This window comes from Gordonia sesuvii (assembly GCF_036350415.1).
In the GTDB taxonomy this organism is placed as follows: Bacteria; Actinomycetota; Actinomycetes; order Mycobacteriales; family Mycobacteriaceae; genus Gordonia; species Gordonia sesuvii.
Window position 1 is genome coordinate 35,800 of sequence record NZ_JAZDUF010000011.1, and the last position, 18,920, is coordinate 54,719.

Annotated in this window: 15 protein-coding genes; 5 read left to right on the plus strand and 10 right to left on the minus strand. The window is 67.4% G+C overall.

Features of this window, described 5'->3' with window-relative positions; genetic code table 11:
* Both VZC37_RS24065 and VZC37_RS24070 read left to right on the plus strand, forming a co-directional pair.
* The gene (locus VZC37_RS24065) at positions 1-1,305 is read left to right on the plus strand and encodes a sulfate adenylyltransferase subunit 1 (RefSeq protein WP_330436541.1); all 1,305 of its coding nucleotides are present in this window, start codon (positions 1-3) and stop codon (positions 1,303-1,305) included.
* 9 nt (positions 1,306-1,314) lie between these two features.
* Complete coding sequence (locus VZC37_RS24070) at positions 1,315-2,088, plus strand: sirohydrochlorin chelatase (RefSeq protein WP_330436543.1); 774 nt, start codon at positions 1,315-1,317, stop codon at positions 2,086-2,088.
* Between the two features lie 118 nt (positions 2,089-2,206).
* Here the strand turns inward: VZC37_RS24070 and VZC37_RS24075 are convergent, their stop codons facing one another.
* Entirely contained in the window at positions 2,207-2,407 is a 201-nt protein-coding gene (locus VZC37_RS24075; RefSeq protein WP_330436570.1) for a hypothetical protein, read from the minus strand.
* A 90-nt stretch (positions 2,408-2,497) separates the two neighbouring features.
* Between VZC37_RS24075 and VZC37_RS24080 the strand changes: the two genes are divergently transcribed.
* A complete protein-coding gene (locus VZC37_RS24080; RefSeq protein WP_330436545.1) occupies positions 2,498-4,528 on the plus strand; it encodes a glycoside hydrolase family 15 protein in 2,031 nt (676 codons plus the stop codon).
* A gap of 346 nt (positions 4,529-4,874) precedes the next feature.
* Here the strand turns inward: VZC37_RS24080 and VZC37_RS24085 are convergent, their stop codons facing one another.
* Together VZC37_RS24085 and lepA are read right to left on the minus strand one after the other, a co-directional pair.
* Positions 4,875-6,923 carry a M3 family metallopeptidase gene (locus VZC37_RS24085; RefSeq protein ID WP_330436547.1) on the minus strand — a complete coding sequence of 683 codons (2,049 nt, stop codon included), beginning with the start codon at positions 6,921-6,923 and terminating at the stop codon, positions 4,875-4,877.
* Positions 6,924-6,927: 4 nt separating this feature from the next.
* Positions 6,928-8,847 carry a translation elongation factor 4 gene (lepA, locus tag VZC37_RS24090; RefSeq protein WP_431309490.1) on the minus strand — a complete coding sequence of 640 codons (1,920 nt, stop codon included), beginning with the start codon at positions 8,845-8,847 and terminating at the stop codon, positions 6,928-6,930.
* Positions 8,848-8,901: 54 nt separating this feature from the next.
* Here lepA and VZC37_RS24095 point away from each other — a divergent pair, with 54 nt between their 5' ends.
* Positions 8,902-9,576 carry an alpha/beta hydrolase family protein gene (locus VZC37_RS24095; protein WP_330436549.1) on the plus strand — a complete coding sequence of 225 codons (675 nt, stop codon included), beginning with the start codon at positions 8,902-8,904 and terminating at the stop codon, positions 9,574-9,576.
* A 76-nt stretch (positions 9,577-9,652) separates the two neighbouring features.
* On the opposite strand, the gene VZC37_RS24100 is transcribed toward VZC37_RS24095, so the two are convergent.
* The 4 genes from VZC37_RS24100 to VZC37_RS24115 form a co-directional block, all read right to left on the minus strand.
* A complete protein-coding gene (locus tag VZC37_RS24100; protein ID WP_330436551.1) occupies positions 9,653-10,501 on the minus strand; it encodes a transglutaminase family protein in 849 nt (282 codons plus the stop codon).
* Positions 10,498-11,481 carry an alpha-E domain-containing protein gene (locus tag VZC37_RS24105; RefSeq protein WP_330436553.1) on the minus strand — a complete coding sequence of 328 codons (984 nt, stop codon included), beginning with the start codon at positions 11,479-11,481 and terminating at the stop codon, positions 10,498-10,500. The genes VZC37_RS24100 and VZC37_RS24105 overlap by 4 nt, the downstream gene beginning before the upstream one ends.
* On the minus strand, positions 11,478-13,268 hold the full coding sequence (locus VZC37_RS24110) for a circularly permuted type 2 ATP-grasp protein (RefSeq protein ID WP_330436554.1): 1,791 nt from the start codon (positions 13,266-13,268) through the stop codon (positions 11,478-11,480). Before VZC37_RS24110 ends, VZC37_RS24105 begins: the two co-directional genes overlap by 4 nt.
* Positions 13,269-13,334: 66 nt before the next feature.
* A complete protein-coding gene (locus VZC37_RS24115) occupies positions 13,335-14,468 on the minus strand; it encodes a sulfotransferase family protein (protein WP_330436556.1) in 1,134 nt (377 codons plus the stop codon).
* A 159-nt stretch (positions 14,469-14,627) separates the two neighbouring features.
* Here VZC37_RS24115 and rpsT point away from each other — a divergent pair, with 159 nt between their 5' ends.
* Positions 14,628-14,888, plus strand: a complete 261-nt coding sequence (rpsT, locus tag VZC37_RS24120) for a 30S ribosomal protein S20 (protein WP_330436558.1) — start codon at positions 14,628-14,630, stop codon at positions 14,886-14,888.
* A gap of 134 nt (positions 14,889-15,022) precedes the next feature.
* Here the strand turns inward: rpsT and holA are convergent, their stop codons facing one another.
* The 3 genes from holA to VZC37_RS24135 are packed head-to-tail and all read right to left on the minus strand — an operon-like array spanning position 15,023 to position 18,529.
* Positions 15,023-16,006: a DNA polymerase III subunit delta gene (gene holA / locus VZC37_RS24125; RefSeq protein ID WP_330436560.1), complete on the minus strand. Its 984-nt coding sequence runs from the start codon at positions 16,004-16,006 to the stop codon at positions 15,023-15,025.
* Positions 15,990-17,546 carry a ComEC/Rec2 family competence protein gene (locus VZC37_RS24130; protein WP_330436562.1) on the minus strand — a complete coding sequence of 519 codons (1,557 nt, stop codon included), beginning with the start codon at positions 17,544-17,546 and terminating at the stop codon, positions 15,990-15,992. Before VZC37_RS24130 ends, holA begins: the two co-directional genes overlap by 17 nt.
* Before the next feature lie 11 nt (positions 17,547-17,557).
* Positions 17,558-18,529: a ComEA family DNA-binding protein gene (locus VZC37_RS24135; protein ID WP_330436563.1), complete on the minus strand. Its 972-nt coding sequence runs from the start codon at positions 18,527-18,529 to the stop codon at positions 17,558-17,560.
* Between the last annotated feature and the right edge of the window lie 391 nt (positions 18,530-18,920).

Genomic DNA, 18,920 nt, shown 5'->3' on the forward strand with positions numbered 1-18,920 from the left:
ATGAAGCACGCCCCCGACCTCCTGCGTATTGCGACGGCGGGCAGCGTCGACGACGGCAAGTCCACCCTCGTCGGCCGCCTGCTCTACGACACGAAATCGGTTCTCGCCGACCAGATCGACGCCGTCACCAAGGCGTCGGTCGACCGCGGCCTGGAGGGTCCCGACCTCTCGTTGCTCGTCGACGGGCTGCGCGCCGAGCGTGAACAGGGCATCACGATCGACGTCGCCTACCGCTACTTCGCCACGCCGGCACGCTCTTTCGTGCTCGCCGACACCCCCGGCCACGTCCAGTACACCCGCAACACGGTGTCCGGTGCGTCCACCGCCCAGTTGGTCATCCTGTTGGTCGACGCCCGCAACGGTGTCGTCGCACAGACCCGGCGCCATGCCGCAGTGATGGCGTTGCTCGGTGTGCCGCAGCTGGTTCTGGCGGTCAACAAGATCGACCTCGTCGACGATCCGGCCACCGCCTTCGCGCAGATCTCGGCCGAGTTCGCCGAGCTGACCCGTTCGCTGGGCTGGTCGGCCGAGCAGGTCACCGCGATCCCGGTCTCGGCCCTGCACGGCGACAACATCGCCACCCGGTCCGAGTCCACCCCGTACTACGACGGTCCGGCACTCATCGAGCATCTCGAAACGGTGCCGAATGTCGCCGACCCCCGTCCGGTGGGACTGCGCTTCCCGGTGCAGTACGTGATCCGCCCGCGCACACCGGAATTCCCCGACTATCGCGGATACGCCGGACAGATCGCCGCCGGCCGGGTCTCCGTGGGCGACGAGGTCGTGATCCTGCCCGCGGGCACCCGCAGCACCGTCCGACAGATCGACACCGCCGACGGGCAACTCGCCACCGCACACACCGGCCGCAGTGTCACGCTGCTGCTCGACGACGACGTCGACATCTCGCGCGGCGACCTCATCGCCGCCGTCGCCGACGCCCCCGAGCCGCTGCAGCAGTTCAGCGCGACGGTCTGCTGGTTGGCGGAGAAGCCGCTGCGCCCCGGTGCCCGCCTGCTGCTCAAGCACGGCACCCGCACCACGCAGGCGATCGTCGGCAGCCTCGAGGTGCTCTTCGATGAACAGCACCTGTCGCTGATCGACGCCCCGGACACCGTGGAACTCAACCAGATCGGCCGCATCTCCATCCAGACCGCCGAGCCGATCGCCGCCGACGACTATCAGGTCAACCGCGAATCGGGTAGCTTCCTCCTGATCGATCCGCAGGGCGGCAACACCCTCGGCGCCGGACTGGTGGGCGATGCGCTCGCGCATCTACACCTGTCGACGACGCCGGAACTCGTCTGACACAGGTTGATGCTCCCCACTCTCCTGCTCGTGGCGCACGGCAGCCGCGACCCGCGGTTCGCCGCGACCGCCGCACGCCTACGCGACGCAGTGGGTGCCGCACTGCCCGGTGTTGACACCCGGTTGGCCTACCTCGACCTGAACGAGCCTTTGGTCGGTCCCGCGCTCGACGAGATCGTCGGTGACTGCGTCGTGGTGCCCCTGTTGTTCGCGGCGGGCTACCACAGCAAGGTGGACCTGCCGGCGATCATTGCCGAGCATGCGAGTGGACATCGAGAAGTGACCCAGACCGATGTCATCGGCACCTTCCCCTTGGCAGCTGCGCTGGCCGAACGGATCGCCGAGGCCGGGGTCGCCGACCCCGCCGAAGATCGGGTCGGCGTGATCCTCACGGCCGTCGGGTCGTCGGATCGGGCGGCCGACTCCCATGTCCGGCGACGGGCGATCGAGCTGTCGATGCTGATCAACCGCCCCGTCGAGGTGGTGTTCGCGACGAAGTTGGGCGCGCGCGAGCATCGTCTCCGCAACGCCATCCGGCGGCTACGCTCCGCGGGCGCCCAGCGCATCGTCGTCAGTCCGTACTTCCTGTCCGCGGGCCTGCTGACCGAACGTGTCGAAGCGGCTCTGGACTCGCACGCGGAACCTGTCACGGTGGCGGGTCCGCTCGGCGCCCATCGTGACGTCGTCGAGGCGGTGTGCCACCAGTACTGGCTGGGCGCCACCAGCAGCGCAGCAGCCGATCAGGAACCGCTCGGCGCGGCGGCCTTCGTCACGCGCACCTAGTCGCGGCGCACCCGCGACTGCACGGTCCGGCCACCGGCTATCGGGTCAGCAGCCACGCGAGGATCACCAACACGATGAGCGCCACCAGGGCCCACGTCACGCGCGAACGGAACATCGACTACAGCCCCTTTCCGTCGTCGTCGGCGAATCGTCGGCGGTCGAACACCGCGGAGACGGTGTCAACCAGCACGTTGAGAACGGCGGCCACCGCGACGGCGAGCGGGACCACGACCACGAGCGTCACCAGCAGTTGCGGGACGAAGGAGAGGCCGGTCAGCCACTCCTCAACACTGTCCCACCAGGAGAGCACCGACGTCACGTTCACCTCATCTCGTTCGTCCACCGGTCACGTCGAGTCCCGGGCGACGGCCGAGTGGCGTCTCCCGGGGCTGCTCGCAATGATATAGCCATGACTCCACCGGAAGACGCTGCCGTCACTGCACTGCCGATCGACTCCGCCGAGCGCGACGCCTCGGTCGACAGCAGCACCAACTCCGACGCCCCGGTCGACCCCGAGGCCAAGGCCTTCTCGCCTGCGACCCCGAGTCACAACACCTTTCCCCCGATCGGCGACTACGCGTTCCTCTCGGACACCGAGACCAACTGTCTGATCGCCCGCAACGGTTCGATCGAGTGGATGTGTGTTCCCCGACCCGATTCGCCGAGTGTGTTCGGCGCCATCCTCGACCGCAGCGCAGGCCATTTCCGGCTGGCGCCGTACGGTGTCAACGTCCCGGTGGACCGCCGGTACCTGCCGGGCAGCCTCATGGTCGAGACGACGTGGCAGACCGACACCGGATGGATCGTGGTCCGCGACGCCCTGGTGATGGGGCCGTGGCACGACAACGAACGTCGATCCACGACACATCGCCGCACCCCCACCGACTGGGACGCCGAGCACATCCTGCTGCGGACGGTCCGGTGTGTGTCGGGCACCGTGGAGCTGTCGCTGAGTTGTGAGCCGGCATTCGACTATCACCGCGGGAACACGGTCTGGGAGTACTCGGGACCCGCGTACGGCGAGGCGATCGCAACAGGCACCGGAACCACGTCGCCCGGTCCGACGCTCAAGCTGACGACGGATCTGCGGCTCGGCCTGGAAGGGCGCGAAGCCCGGGCTCGGACGCGACTGGTCGAGGGCGACAACCGCTTCGTCGCGCTGTCGTGGTCGCGTCAACCGGCGCCGCAGAACTTCGAAGAGGCCGCGCAGAAGATGTGGTCGACGTCGGAATGCTGGCGCCAGTGGATCAACGTCGGCACGTTCCCCGATCACCCGTGGCGGACGCACCTGCAGCGATCGGCCCTCACGCTGAAGGGTCTCACCTACTCCCCGACCGGCGCGCTGCTCGCCGCGGCGACCACTTCTCTTCCGGAAACGCCTGGTGGCGAACGTAACTGGGACTATCGCTACGCCTGGGTGCGTGACTCGACGTTCGCCCTGTGGGGGCTGTACACGCTGGGTCTCGACCGCGAGGCCGACGACTTCTTCTCCTTCATCGCCGACGTCTCCGGCGCGACGAACGGCGAACACCATCCACTGCAGGTCATGTACGGGGTCGGCGGCGAACGCACCCTCGAAGAAGAGGAACTGCATCATCTCTCCGGCTACGACGGGGCACGCCCGGTTCGTATCGGCAACGGCGCGTACAACCAGGCGCAGCATGACATCTGGGGCACGATGCTCGACTCGGTGTACCTCAACACCAAGTCGACCGAGGCGGTGCCCGAGACGCTGTGGCCGGTACTCAAGGCACAGGTCGAGGAGGCCGTCAAGAACTGGCGCAAGCCCGATCGCGGCATCTGGGAGGTCCGCGGCGAACCGCAGCACTTCACGTCGTCGAAGGTGATGTGCTGGGTGGCGCTCGATCGCGGCGCGCGTCTCGCTGCGTTGCATGGCGAGAAGTCGTACGCGAAGACGTGGGCCGAGATCGCGAACGAGATCCGGGCGGACATCCTCGAGTACGGGGTCGACGAGCGCGGTGTCTTCACCCAGCGCTACGGCGACCCGGCGTTGGACGCCTCCGCGCTGCTCATCCCGCTGCTACGTTTCCTACCGTCCGACGACTACCGCGTCCGCAACACCGTCCTCGCCATCGCGGACGAGTTGACCGAGAACGGCCTCGTTCTGCGGTATCGGGTGGAGGAGACCGACGATGGCCTGTCCGGCGAGGAGGGTACCTTCACGATCTGCTCGTTCTGGCTCGTGTCCGCACTGGTGGAGATCGGCGAGCTGCCGCGCGCAAAGGCGTTGTGCGAGCGGCTGTTGTCGTACTCCAGCCCCCTGAAGCTGTATGCGGAGGAGATCGACGCGAAAACCGGGCAGCACCTCGGGAACTTTCCGCAGGCGTTCACCCACCTGGCGCTGATCAATGCGGTCATGCATGTGATCCGGGCCGAGGAGGCGGCCAGCCACGGCACGTTCCAGCCGGCGCACCACTGAGCCGCCCTCCATCCGCTGATCGAGTAGCTGACGAGCAACTCCCCAACCGCTGATCGAGTAGCTGACGAGCGGCAGCGAGGAAGCGTATCGAGATCCCCCACACCAGGTCTCGATACGCCACTCGCCTAGCGGCTCGCGACTACTCGACCAGCGAAAGGGGCCGAGCGAGCCACACCCCAACCGCTGATCGAGTAGCTGACGAGCGGCAGCGAGGAAGCGTATCGAGATCCCGCACACCAAGTCTCGATACGCCACTCGCCTAGCGGCTCGCGACTACTCGACCAACGAAAGGGGACGAGCGAGCGTCACCCCGACCCCTGAGGAGCGAGCGAGGGACGAGCGAGCGTCACGAAGGGGCCGCCGCCAATCCACGCCTAGTCAGCAACGGTCCGATCTCGGCCGTCTTCCCGATCAACTCCCGGTGTGCCACAAGTGGATCGACGCTGTCGCCGCGGGAGAGTGTCGCCTCGGCGAAACGCCGACCATTGGCTCGCAGCAGTCCGCCCTCGGCGAGGAACCACTGCTCGGTCTCGGCGTCGAGGACCTCCGACCAGATGTAGGAATAGTAGCCGGCGGAGTATCCGCCGCCGAAGATGTGGTTGAAATAGGCGCTGCGGTACCGCGGCGGGATGAGGTCGCCAGTGAAGCCGGCAGCTGCCAACGCATCCCGCTCGAACCGCTCGACGTCGTCGACGACATCGTCGGCCGTGATGCGATGCCAGGCGAGGTCGAGCAGCGCGGCTGCGAGGTATTCGATGGTCGCGTGTGCGCTCTCCGTGGTCGCCGCCGCCCGCGCGGCATCCGCCAGCGCCGGCGGGATCGGCTCGCCGGTCTCATGGTGACGGGCGTACTGCGACAACACATCCGGGTGCAACGCCCACATCTCGTTGACCTGCGAGGGGAACTCGACGAAGTCGCGCGGCACCGAGGTCCCCGACTGCGACGGATAGTCGACCGCCGACAACAGGCCGTGTAGGGCGTGCCCGAACTCGTGGAACAGCGTGGTGAGCTGATCCATGGTGAGCAGGCACGGCTCGCCGTCATCGGGTTTGGTCAGGTTGAGAACGTTCACCACGACCGGCTGGGCCGACAACGCCAGAGACTGATCGACGATGTTGTTCATCCAGGCCCCACCGCGCTTGGACGGGCGCGCGTAGTAGTCACCGAGGAACAACCCGATACTGCGGCCGGCCTCGTTGATGACGTCCCACACACGGACATCCGGGTGGTAGCCGACGAGGTCGGACCGCTCCACGAAGCGCAGGCCGTACAGCTTGCCGGCCGCGTGGAAGACGCCGTCGGTGAGGACTCTGTCCAACTCGCAATAGTCGGCGAAGTCGTCGAGCGGGATCTCCGCCGACGCCCGTCGTTCGCGTTCGAGCCAGAAGGTGAGGTCGGCGGGACCGATCTCCTCGTCGGCCAGCCGGGTCAACCGGGTCAACTCACGTCCACCGGCGCGCAGCGCCGACGCGGCGAGGTCCGTCAACAGTTCGACGACCGCGGCCGGATTCGGGGCGGTCTCTTCGGCGATCACGTACTCGGCGTGATCGGTGTACCCCAGCAGCCGCGCGCGGCGGGCTCGCAGCCGCACGATCTCGAGAACCAGTTCGCGGGTGTCGTGTTCGTTTCCCCGAGTACACCGGGCGGTCGATGCGTCGAAAACCCGTTGCCGCACATCGCGATCGGTCAGGGATGTAAGCACCGACTGACTCGTGGGGAGCTCCAACGCGATCAGGTGGCCCGAGTCGTGGCCGGCGTCTGCCGCAGCCCGGCGCGCGGCTGCGATCTCGCCGGGCGACAGTCCGTCGAGTTCCGCCACATCGGCGACGAAGACGGCCGATGCGTTGGTGTCGTCGAGGATCTTCTGCGAGAAGGTGGTGGTGAGGTACGCCAGCCGCGACGAGATCTGGCGCATCTGCTCCTGATCGTCGGCTGCCAGACCGGCACCCGACCGCACGGCATCGCGATACCGCTTGGTCAGCAGTCGATCCTGCGCCTCGGTCAGGTCGAGTTCAGCCTTGTGCTCATGCAATGACGCGATCCGCGCGAACAGTCGCTGATCCATCGAGATCGTGTTCGCGTGGTCGGTCAGCATAGTCGACAACTGCTGGGAGATCTCGTTGCGCTTCGGATTCGTGTCCGGGCCGACGAGGTTGAAGAAGATCCCACTCGCCCTGGCCAGGTCGCGGCCCGACAGCTCCAGCGCCTCCACGGTGTTGGCGAAGGTCGCCGGCCGGGAGTCGGATGCGATCGACTCCACCTCTGCGAGATGCGTTTCCATCGCCGCGGTGAATGCGGGAAGGAAATCGTCGTCGTCGATCGACGCGAAGTCCGGTAGGCCATGCGGCAGGGTGCTCTGCGCGAGCACCGGATTGGCGGCGGCGCGATTGTCCAACGGACTACTTCCCCTTCGGTTTGTCTCCGACGGCGTCGGTGGAGAGAGCGGCGACGAATGCTTCCTGCGGGACGTCGACACGTCCGATCGTCTTCATCCGCTTCTTGCCTTCCTTCTGCTTCTCGAGCAGTTTGCGCTTACGGCTGATGTCACCGCCGTAGCATTTGGCGAGCACGTCCTTGCGGATGGCGCGGATGTTCTCGCGCGCAATGATCTTGGAGCCGATCGCGGCCTGGACCGGAACCTCGAACTGCTGCCGCGGGATCAGCTCCTTGAGCTTGGTCGCCATCTTGTTGCCGTACGTGTAGGCGGCGTCCCGGTGGACGATGGCACTGAACGCGTCGACAGCCTCGCCCTGCAGCAGGATGTCGACCTTGACCAGATCGGCCTCCTGCTCGCCGGCTTCCTCGTAGTCGAGGCTGGCGTACCCGCGCGTCTTGGACTTGAGCGCGTCGAAGAAGTCGAAGATGATCTCGGCCATCGGCAAGGTGTAACGCAGTTCGACGCGGGTCTCGGACAGGTAGTCCATTCCGCCGAGATCGCCGCGACGACTCTGGCAGAGCTCCATGATCGCGCCGACGAACTCGCTTGGCGCGATGATGGTCATCTTGACGATCGGCTCATGGATGCTTCGGGCCTTGCCGGCCGGCCAGTCCGACGGGTTCGTGACGGTGATCTCGGTGCCGTCCTCCATGACGACCTCGTAGACGACGTTCGGCGCAGTGGAGATCAGGTTGAGGTTGAACTCGCGCTCGAGGCGCTCGCGGGTGATCTCCATGTGCAGCAACCCCAGGAAGCCGCAGCGGAAGCCGAATCCCAATGCGACCGACGTCTCCGGCTCGTAGGTGAGCGCGGCATCGTTGAGCTGGAGTTTGTCCAGCGCGTCGCGCAGCACCGGGTAGTCCGAGCCGTCCACCGGATACAGACCCGAATAGACCATCGGACGCGGCTCCCGGTAGCCGGTGAGTGGCTCGGCGGCCCCGTTCTTCGCGGTCGTGACGGTGTCACCGACCTTCGACTGACGCACATCTTTGACGCCGGTGATCAGGTATCCGACCTCGCCGACGCCGAGTCCTCTCGACGACTTCGGCTCGGGCGACACGATGCCGACCTCCAGCAGTTCGTGCGTCGCCCCGGTGGACATCATCAGCACCTTCTCGCGCGGCAGGACGCGTCCGTCCACCACACGCACATAGGTGACCACCCCGCGGTAGGTGTCGTAGACGGAGTCGAAGATCATCGCCCGGGCCGGCGCGTCCTGGTCGCCCACCGGCGCGGGAACCAGCTTGATCACCTCGTCGAGCAGCTCGGCGACGCCCTCACCGGTCTTGCCGGACACCCGCAGCACCTCTTCGGGTTCGCAGCCGATGATGTGCGCGATCTCCGCGGCGTACCGATCCGGATCGGCCGCCGGCAGGTCGATCTTGTTGAGGACCGGGATGATCGTCAGGTCCTTGTCCATCGCCAGGTAGAGGTTCGCCAGAGTCTGCGCCTCGATGCCTTGGGCGGCGTCGACCAGCAACACGGCACCCTCGCACGCCTCGAGTGCCCGGGAGACCTCATAGGTGAAGTCGACGTGGCCAGGGGTGTCGATGAGGTGGATGACGTAGTCGGTGGTGCCGTCGTCGTCGGTGACCTGCCAGGGCAGCCGCACGTTCTGCGCCTTGATGGTGATGCCGCGTTCGCGTTCGATGTCCATCCGGTCGAGGTACTGCGCGCGCATCTGTCGCTCCTCGACCACGCCGGTGAGCTGCAGCATCCGGTCGGCCAGGGTGGACTTCCCGTGGTCGATGTGGGCGATGATGCAGAAGTTCCGGATCCGCGCGGGGTCGGTGAAGGTGGTGTCGGCGAAGGTGGGAATCGAACTGCTCCTCGGGCGTGCGGCATGGTGACGCGGCCGGTCGGGCCGCGTCGGTCCTTCCAGTTTCTCATGTCCGGACCCGACGTCGTCGCCGACGCTCGCCGCTACGGTTGACCCATGGCTGCCGAGCCCGCGAACACGTCATGTGAGACCACCACCCATGAGGACGAGACGGTGCTTGCCGAGGTCTCCCGACCCACCACCGATCCGCGCGGGGTGGTGGTCCTCGCCCACGGAGCGGGCGGAAACCGCCATGCGGTGATCCTCCGGTCGGTGGCCGAGGCACTCTGCGCTCAGGGTGTGGTCGTCGCCCGGATCGACCTGCCTTATCGTCGTCGCCGGCCGAAGGGGCCGCCGAGTCCGTCGACCGCTGCCGCCGATCGTGCGGGCATCGTCGCCGCCTGCGCCACCTTCCGCGACGAGGCCGGCGGCGGTCCGCTCATCGTCGGCGGTCACTCGTACGGCGGCCGACAGGCATCGATGGCCGTGGCCGAGGACCCGGAGCTCGCCGACGGGCTGCTTTTGACCTCGTACCCGCTGCATCCGCCGGGTAAGCCGGACCGGCTACGTACCGAACACCTCCCGTCGGTGCGCATTCCGACCGTGATCGTGCACGGCAGCACCGACCCCTTCGCCACGACGGCCGAACTCGCCGACGCGGTCGAGCTGATCCCGGCCCCGACGAGGATCGTCGAGATCGACAAGGTCGGGCACAACCTGAACCCCGATCGGAAGCCGACCGCGGAACTGACCGCCGAGGCGGTGATGGATTTCCTGCTCGTTCGGCCGTGATCTCGATACGGCGTCTCGCCTAGCGGCTCGCCGCCTACTCGATCGGCGAAAGGGGGCCGGTTGAGTGGCCCGAACCTCACGCCAACCGCGTAATCTCCACCACCACATCGAGATCCGTTGCGCCACCCCCGGTGTAGATACCCTTGAGGGGCGACACGTCCGAGTAGTCGCGCCCGACGCCAACCGACACGTGTTGTTCGGTGATCCTGGTGTCGTTGGTCGGGTCGTAGCCCCACCAGCCTCCGGTCCACACCTCGATCCAGGCGTGGCTCTGGCCTTCGACCGTCTCGTCGATCTTCGCGTCCGAGTTGGGATGCAGGTAGCCGGAGACGTAGCGGGCGGGGATACCGAGACTGCGCAGCATCAGCAGCGACAGATGTGCGTAGTCCTGGCAGACACCTTTGCGTTCGTTCCAGGCGTCCACCGCGGTGGTGTGGACCCCGGTGGTGCCGGGCACGTACTTCATCTCCTCGTGCACGAACCGACAGATCGCCTCGACGGCGAAGTCCGGCTCCAGCCCCTTGGCCAGCCGTGTCGCGGTCGAGGCCAGCTGCCGGTTCTTCGGTACGTAGTCGGTGTAGGAAAGCATCTCGTCGTAGCGGTCGTCGACGTAGGCGCTGCGCACCTCGTCCCATCCGACCTGCTCGTCGAGGGGTACCCGCCCGCCTCGCTCGGTCTCCACCACCGACATCCCGGAGACCTCGAGTTCCTCATGCGGTGCGTGCAGGTCGAAGGCGGTGACCGCGGTGCCCCAGTAGTCGGTGTAGCGGTATGACCTCGTCGCCGGGACCGTCTCCACCCGGTTGACGATGACGTTCTGCCGGTTGTCGCTGCGCGGGGTGAGCCGGGCCTCGTTGTACGACGACGTCACCGGACTCTTGTAGGCGAACCCGGTGGAATGGACGACGCGCAGACGCCAGCTCACAGTTCACTCTCCTCGATGACGTGGTCCTCGGAATCGCTCACCCGGGCATCGGCCCACGACACATACGGCGACACATGGAAATACTCCGCGGTCACGGCCTCGTTGATCGACCGGCAGGTGTCCTGGAGGTCGAGCAGACGGTCCTGCAGATCGTCGAGGAGATTGCCGGGTTCGGCGAATTCCAGCGAGCTGCGCGCCCGGCCGAGCAACAGCAGCGCGGCCGCCTGGGTACCGACACGGCTGGGCCGCTTCTCCAGCTCGGTCAGGTTGTGCTCGGCCACCCGCAGCGCGTGGAACACCGATCGCGGGAACAACCGGTCCACCAACATGAACTCCACGATGTTCTCCGCGTCGAGGCGGCCGCGGTAGGTGCGGAGAAACGTGTCGTGTGCGCCGGCGGACACCAGCACGCTGACCCACGACGGCGAGGTCACCCGATCCCCGGCCCGTGACAACAGCATTCGGATGGTCATGTCGACGCGTTCCACCGATCGACCCAGCACCAGATACCGGTAGCCGTCGTCGTGGCTGAGGGTGGCGTCGGCGAGGCCGGAGAACATCGCGGCGCGATTCTTCACATAGGAGAGGAACTCGTGCGGGCCGAGGCGTCGGGCCCGGCGCTCTGCGTCGCTCAGCCCGTTGTAGGTGGTGTTGAGGCACTCCCACATCTCGCTGGACGTGACCTCGCGGGCACCGCGCGCGTTCTCGCGAGCCGAACGGATCAGATCGACGATGGATCCGATCGCATCCTTGTCGTAGGCGACCCGCTCGGTCAGTGCCCAGACGTCGATCGGCTCGGCACTGCTCGGCGGCTCGAGCCCCAGGACCTGGATCACCAGACGCGCCTGCCGGTCCACGTCGACGGTCGCGTCCTCGAGCAGCTGGTGGATGGCGACGTCGAGGATGCGTGCCATGTCGTCGGCGCGTTCCACGTAGCGGCCGATCCAGTAGAGCGATTCGGCGTTGCGGGCCAGCATCATCGACTCTCACCGCCTTGCTCGTCGCAGCCCTGCTGCTGTTGCTGGGTCTGGGCGTGCAGCGGGTCGGGCGCGCTCTCCGCGGGCCGCGCCGCCGCGACACTGCTCGCGTTGACGACCTTGGCGCCGGACAGTTCGCGGTCCTCCGACGACCGCGCGGATGCGAGCACCCAGGTGTCCTTCGAGCCGCCGCCCTGACTCGAGTTCACCACCAGCGACCCTTCGGGCAGGGCGACCCTGGTCAGACCACCGGGCAGCACCCACACCGAATCGCCGTCGTTGACCGCGAACGGCCGCAGGTCGACGTGCCGCGGCCGGACCTCACCGTCGATCTTGGTCGGCACCGTCGACAGTTGGACGACGGGCTGGGCGATCCATCCGCGCGGGTCGTTGCGGACCTTGCGCGCCAACGTGTTCAGTTCCGCCTTAGTCGCGTCGGGACCGAAGACGATGCCGTAACCACCGGACCCCTCAACGGGTTTGACGACGAGTTCGTCGATCCGGTCGAGGACTTCTTCACGTTCGTCGTCGAGCCAGCACCGGAGTGTGTCGACGTTCATCAACGACGGCTTCTCACCGAGGTAGTACTCGATGATGTCCGGTACGTAGGTGTAGATGAGTTTGTCGTCTCCGACGCCGTTGCCGACGGCGCTGGAGATGACGACGTTGCCGGCCCGGGCGGCGTTGAGGAGGCCGGCCACGCCGAGCATCGAGTCCGGCCGGAACTGCATGGGATCGAGGAAGTCGTCATCGATGCGGCGGTAGATCACATCGACGCGCTGCTCCCCCTCCGTCGTGCGCATGTACACGATGTTGTCGCGGCAGAAGAGATCTCGGCCCTCGACGAGTTCGACACCCATCAACCGGGCCAACAGGGAGTGCTCGAAGTACGCCGAGTTGGCGACACCCGGCGTCAAGACGACGATGTTGGGGTCTGCCTCGTTGAAGGCCGCCGACGCACGCAATGCGCGGAGGAGGTGACTCGGATAGTCGCCGACCGCCCGGACCCGGTGCGACGAGAACAGGTCGGGGAAGACGCGCGCCATCGTTCGGCGGTTCTCCATCACGTACGACACACCAGACGGCGAACGCAGGTTGTCCTCGAGGACGCGGAAGTCGCCGTTCTCGTCCCGGATGAGGTCGATGCCCGCTACGTGGATACGAACCCCGTTGGGAGGGCGGATGTTTGCGGCTTGCCGGTGAAAGTGCTCACAGGAGTGGACAAGTCGCTTCGGGAGCACACCGTCGCGCAGGATCTCCTGCTCGCCGTAGATGTCGTCGAGGAACAGTTCGAGCGCCTGTACCCGTTGAGTGATACCGGCTTCGAGTTTGCTCCACTCGCTCGCCGAGATGACCCGGGGCACAACGTCGAGCGGAAACGGTCGCTCTTTGCCGGAGAGGGAGAAGGTCACGCCCTGATCGATGAATGCGCGGCCGAGTGCGTCCACGCGGACGTCGAGGTCGGCACGCTCGTATTCCGACATCGCCTTGTAGATGCCGCGATAGGGCGCACGCACCTCGCCGTCGGCGTCGAACATCTCGTCGAAGGCCTTGCCGTACGGCCCCTTCGAGTACCCGGCGAAGATCGTGTTGTCGATCGCCTTGGGCTCACGGACAACCGCCTTGGCCCGTTTGGCCTGATCCCGTGTTCGTCCCTTGCCGCCCGCGGCCTTCGGTTCGGTTTTGCGGCTCGATGTCGACTTGGTCGTCTTGGCGGCACTCGTCGCTTTCGACTTGCTGGCCTTGCTGGCGGCTCGCTTGCTGGCGGAGGTCGTCGGCGCGGGACTCATAACTTGACATGTTGCCCCAAAATCGGGGATTCGGCATGGCGGTCGGTCAGGCCCGCGATCCGCCGGTCACTTCGATCGGCGCCACCCCAGCACCCGCCGACGGACGCGGCGGACCACGTTCATGCCGCGGGTACGCAGCCGAGGACGGTTGTCCCGAATCGGCGCCTGTTTGACCATCTCGGCCATCGTCTCGACTGCGACGTCGAGCACCTGTTCGTCTGTCGGGGGTTCGGCGTCAGCCCCGGCGGTCGTGCTGACAGCGAGGTCGGCGAGGTCGCCGGTGACCTGGTAGCCCCGCGTGCGCATCGCCTCGACCATGTCGTCTGCTGCCTCGGCGGCCCAGACACGCTGTTCGGCGGTGAGGCCGAGCGGCGCGCCCTTCGCACGCTTGAGTATCTGGATCACCTGGCCCTTGACCACGCCGTCGTACCTGCTCCAGTGGACGTCGGAGGGCTGCAGGTGATGATTGAGCCGACGCAGGTATTCGGCCTGGGCCGCCGGCAGTGACGAGTTCGTGGTGGGGACGTCCAGCGTGAGGGGCGCAGGATCGACGTCGAGCACCCGCAGGAATCTCTCCCAGATCGACTCCCCGGGCGTGTCGCGCGTGGGCGAGACCGTCACCAGGTGCACCCGCTTCGGTCCGACCGCATCGGCCCAGTCGGAGAGGATCCGCACGTAGTCCTGGAATTCCCAGAAGGGTTCTTCCTCATCCCCGCCCACCGGGGGCACGAATCCGGGGACCGCGGGACCGTGGTCGCGCACCGATGCCAGAAACTCGGCGAAATCGGCGCGGCGCTGATTCTTGATGTTCTCCTGCCACACCGACGGCAACTGCCGCGCGAGGTCGCGCACGGTGGCGATGACGTGGATCTCGTCGGCGAAGGAGAGATCGGACAGGAGGGTCGCGATGTGCTCCGGCTTGGCGGTGGCCAGCAGCTCGTGCGACACCAGCGACTTCCCCGGCCACGCCTTCATCTGTGCGACGAGGTTCGGCCAGGCATCGGCGAAGTCCGGGTTCACCCAGTCCAGGTAGCGCTCGGGCTGGAGATGGGTGGCGGCGTGGAAGTGATCGGTCATCCGGTTACCCGGGTACAACAGACCCGAGGACTGTAAGGCCAGGTCACGGTTCCGCCACAGGCGGTCCTGGAGATGGGTCGTTCCGGTTTTGGGCAGGCCGATGTGAATGAAGACGACTGACATGATGGGGGCAAGCCTAATGTCCCGCAGCAGCGATTTGGGCCGGGTGGTTGCCTGCTGGTAAAGTCGATCGCTGTCGCAGCGTCGACGTGAACAGTTCGATTCACGATATCCGACCTGCTCAGAACAACGAGTACCTACCAGAGCAAGAGGGATACACGCGTGGCCAACATCAAGTCGCAGATGAAGCGCAACCGCACCAACGAAGAACGCCGTCAGCGCAACCAGTCGGTGAAGTCGTCGCTGCGTACCGCCATCCGGAACTTCCGCGAGGCCGTCGCGGCCGGCGACAAGGACAAGGCCACCGAGCTCTCCCGTTCCGCCGGTCGTCAGCTCGACAAGGCCGCCTCGAAGGGCGTCATCCACGCCAACCAGGCCGCCAACAAGAAGTCGGCGATGGATCTCGCCGTCAACAAGCTCTGATCTTCCCCGAGCGCGACCTCACATAGCCTTCACAACCCACCCCGGTGACTTCCACGCGGTCACCGGGGTGGGTTGCGTCATGCTTTCTGCCGATCACCGCGTCTCCGGTTCCGGCGTATGGCATGGACTCGCGGTCAGTGCGCGCGGTTGCGCCCGGGGGCCGGGCGTAGGTCGGCCACCGTCCCGACGGCGTTCTCCAGGCTGAAGTCGGGATCGGCGGCCTGACCCTTGACGTCACCGTTGAGACGGGCGACGACCTGCACTGCCGCGGCGATCGAGACCGAGTCCCATGCGCGGGCCTGCGCCTGCACCTTCTTGACGCGGCGTGGGGGCATTCCCAGTTCCGAGGCGGCCGCGTACTGGTCCATCGAACCGATCGCACGCACGCGGGCGATGGCATGCACCGCCTCGGCCAGCGCGTCCGCGAGCAACACCCGCGGCACCCCGTGGTGCTCGGCCCACGCCAGCGACTCGAGCGCGCCCGGCCGATCGCCCGTCACCGCCTTGTCGGCGACCTCGAACCCGGTGATCTCTGGGCGGCCCTGGTAATAGAGCCGGACGGCGTCGACGGTGACCTTGCCGTCGGTGTCGGCGATGAGCTGGGCGCACGCCGCGGCCAGTTCCCGTAGCTCGGCCCCGACACCCTCGACGACCTGCTCCACGACGTCGTTGCTCACCCGTGCGCCGAGTGTGCGGAACTCCTTGCGCACGAAATCCATGCGCTCCGACGGCCATTTCGGGGCCGTGCAGTCGTGTTCGGTCGCGCCGGCCTTCTTCAATGCGGGGACCATCGACTTCGCGCGGCCGCCGCCGGAGTGGATCACCATCAACGTGATGCCCTCGGGCAGTTCGCCTGCCGCCTGCGCGACCAATGCGGCGGGTTCCTTGCCCGCGTCGGCCGCCGATTCCACCACGACGATCCGCTCCTCGGCGAACAGCGAAGGACTCAGCAACTCCGCCAGTTCGTGCTCGGTCACGTCGCCCGCGCGGACCCGTGTCACCGGTACGTCTTCCCCGGACGCTGACGATTGCTGCGCCGCGACGGCGGAGATCACCCGCCCGGTCAGGAAGTCGTCGTCCCCGAGCAGCAGATGCAGGCGATCAGTCACGGCGACCATGGTGCCAGAACCATGCGACACGTCCTCCACCCGCGCCGCGGGCATCGCCGACCGCACGCGAGGTCACGGTGACCGCCAGCAAGACGAACACAGTCGCCGCGGCCACCATCGCCGCACCGGCCACGCCAGAAGGCACCGGCACGGTGGACCATGACTGCCCGCCGAGCACACGCGCGCAGCCCAGCATCCACCACAACTCCGGGGCGAGCGCCCGGATCATGAGTTCGGCGCACATCGCGCCGACCCCGTCCGGCGGCCCCAGCGCCCCGACGATCGCGGCCGCGGTACCGACGATCCCGATCAGGCCGACCACCGGCGCCACCGCCACATTGGCCAACACACCGACCACGGTGAATCGCCCACTCAACAGTGCGACGACGGGCGCGGTGACGAGTTGGGCCGTGAGCGCCATGGCGACCAGCTCGGCGATACCCGGCGGCACCCGCCACCCTCGAAGCCGATCCCGCAGGGCCGCCGACCACAGCACCAACCCGCCGGTAGCGATCACCGACAGCGCGAAACCGGGTTCGGTGGCCAACTCCGGCCACCACAGCAGTCCGACGACGGTCGCGGCGCCGAGCGCCGGAAGCGCCTGTGCGCGTCTCGATCCCCACAGTGCCAGCAGGGCGATCATCCCCATCATCGCCGCTCTCAGCACACTCGGCGACGGTCGGACCAGGATCACGAAACACACCACCATCACCATGCCGACGACCACGGTCACCCGTGGTGTCGCCCCCAGCATCCGGACCGCCATCACCGCCGCGCCGCACACGATGGCGAAATTGCTGCCCGACACCGCGACCAGGTGTGTCAGTCCGGCTGCGCGGAAGTCCTCGCGGACCTCCGAACTCAGCCCACTCGTGTCGCCGATCACCAGACCAGGGAGCAAACCCGCGGGGTCGGGGCCGAGGCCTCGCGCCGAGAGATACTGCAACCGGTCACGGACGACGGTGGCGATCCGCTGATGCGGCGGTGGTCGACCGAGCAGGTCGGGTTGCGACACCGCGGACAGCCGCGCGACCAGCAACTCACCGCGCCGCGGCGGACTCACCCGGACGACCACCGAGAAACGTTGCCCGGGAACGAGTTCCGCCCAATGGTCGGATGCCCCCGTCAACTCGGCGGCGCCGGGTGCAGCAGCGTGCCCGGCGACATCGTCGACGTCCACCCGGACTGCCACACGGGACGCGGCGGCCGGACCCAACGCCACCGCATCGTCGCGGATCACCCCGCTGACGCGCGCCTTCCCATCGACGGAACTCAGCGGGTGCGACGACCGCACCTCGTCTCGCACGGCGAGCGCGGCGGCGGTCACCGCCACCATGCCGCCGGCCACCACCACCAGTGACACCGCCGCCCACGCGACCCACCCACATCTGACCGCGATCGCGCCCGCTGCGACGATGACACCACCGACGACCGGCAGTGCCCACGCCGGCAGCGGTGGGCCGAGGAGGATCAGCAGACTGACCGTCCACGTGACAGCCGCCGGTACCGCCAGCCGATAGTCCCCAGGCGGCAGGATGCTCACCGGCACTCGGGGTGTCCTCACACGGTGACCAGGTCGCGCAACCGGGAGAGGCGTGTCGGGCCGATCCCGTCCACCTCGGCGAGTTGCTCGACAGAGCCGAACCTTCCGTTGGCCTCGCGCCACGCGATGATGGCCTGGGCCGTCACCGGCCCGACGCCGGGAAGTTCGTCGAGTTGCGCCTCGGTGGCGGTGTTGAGATCGACCTTCGCCGACTGTGTGCCGTTCGATTGGGCGCCATTCGATCCGGTGCCGCCCGACGGCGCGCCCGCTCCGCTCGACGGGACGCTCGCCGCGCCACCGGCACCGACGACCGCACTGCGTATCGCCATCCGGCCCCCGTCACCGGCATAGCCGACGAGGATCTGGTCACCGTCGTTGAGTCGTTGGGCGAGATTGAGCGACAACATGTCTGCCCCCTTGCGCGCACCGCCCGCCCGCGCGATCGCATCGGCGACACGGGCAGCGCCGGACAGTCGCACCAGGCCGGGCTTGTGCACCAGTCCCACCACGCTCACCACCAGCTCTTCGGATGGCGCGGGTGCCTCGGCGGTCGTGTCGACGGCGGAGGTCGGTCCCGCGGTGGCGGGGAACGCGACCGGCGTCGCCGATTCCGCTCCCCCTCCGCGCAGCAGCGAGAAGCCGGCAACTGCACAGGCGGCGACGCCGACGAGGATCAGGGCGATCGCCGCGGGCGGCGCGACGAGCAGTCGCCGGCGCGGGGGTTCGTCCTCATCGTCTTCGTCGGGGAGACCGAAGTGATCACCGACGGTCATCCGGGTGGCTGCGCGGTCACGTGCGCCGACTGGTTCGAGCCACGTCGGTACCGCAGTCACGCCCCAGGGGCTGTCCTCGGTCACGCCGCGGTCGGCCGGCACGTGGCCCGAATCAGATTCCCCCGCAACGGTTTCATCGCCCGCCACGGTGCGCGCGGGCGGGCGCGTGTCGAGCCGGTCGAGACCGGAACGCCGACGAGACGCTGATGTGCTCATGCCCGTCGAGCCTATGGATTCGTCGAGTGGATGCGGTCGACAAGCGGCGCTGCTCTGCCGATCTGTGGATGGACGTGTGCGCTGTGGACAGCCCTACCCCTGGTCCCTGAGGAGCGAGCTTGCGAGCGCGCCGCCCTGAGGAGCGAGCTTGCGAGCGTCACGAAGGGTCACGAAGGGCCCCTTCGTGACGGTCCTCCGCTAGGAGGCTGCTGAAGAAGTGGTCTCTTGCGGCTGGCGCTGTCGCCGAATGCTGGGTCGGCTGAATCGCGGGCGGGTGCCATTGGGGCGCCTGCCCCGGGCGGGGTCAGGTGGTGGCCAGGGTCCAGGTGTTGTTGGTGGTGCTCAGTCCCAGGGTGATCAGGCGGCGCAGGTTGATCGCGGCGACACGGTG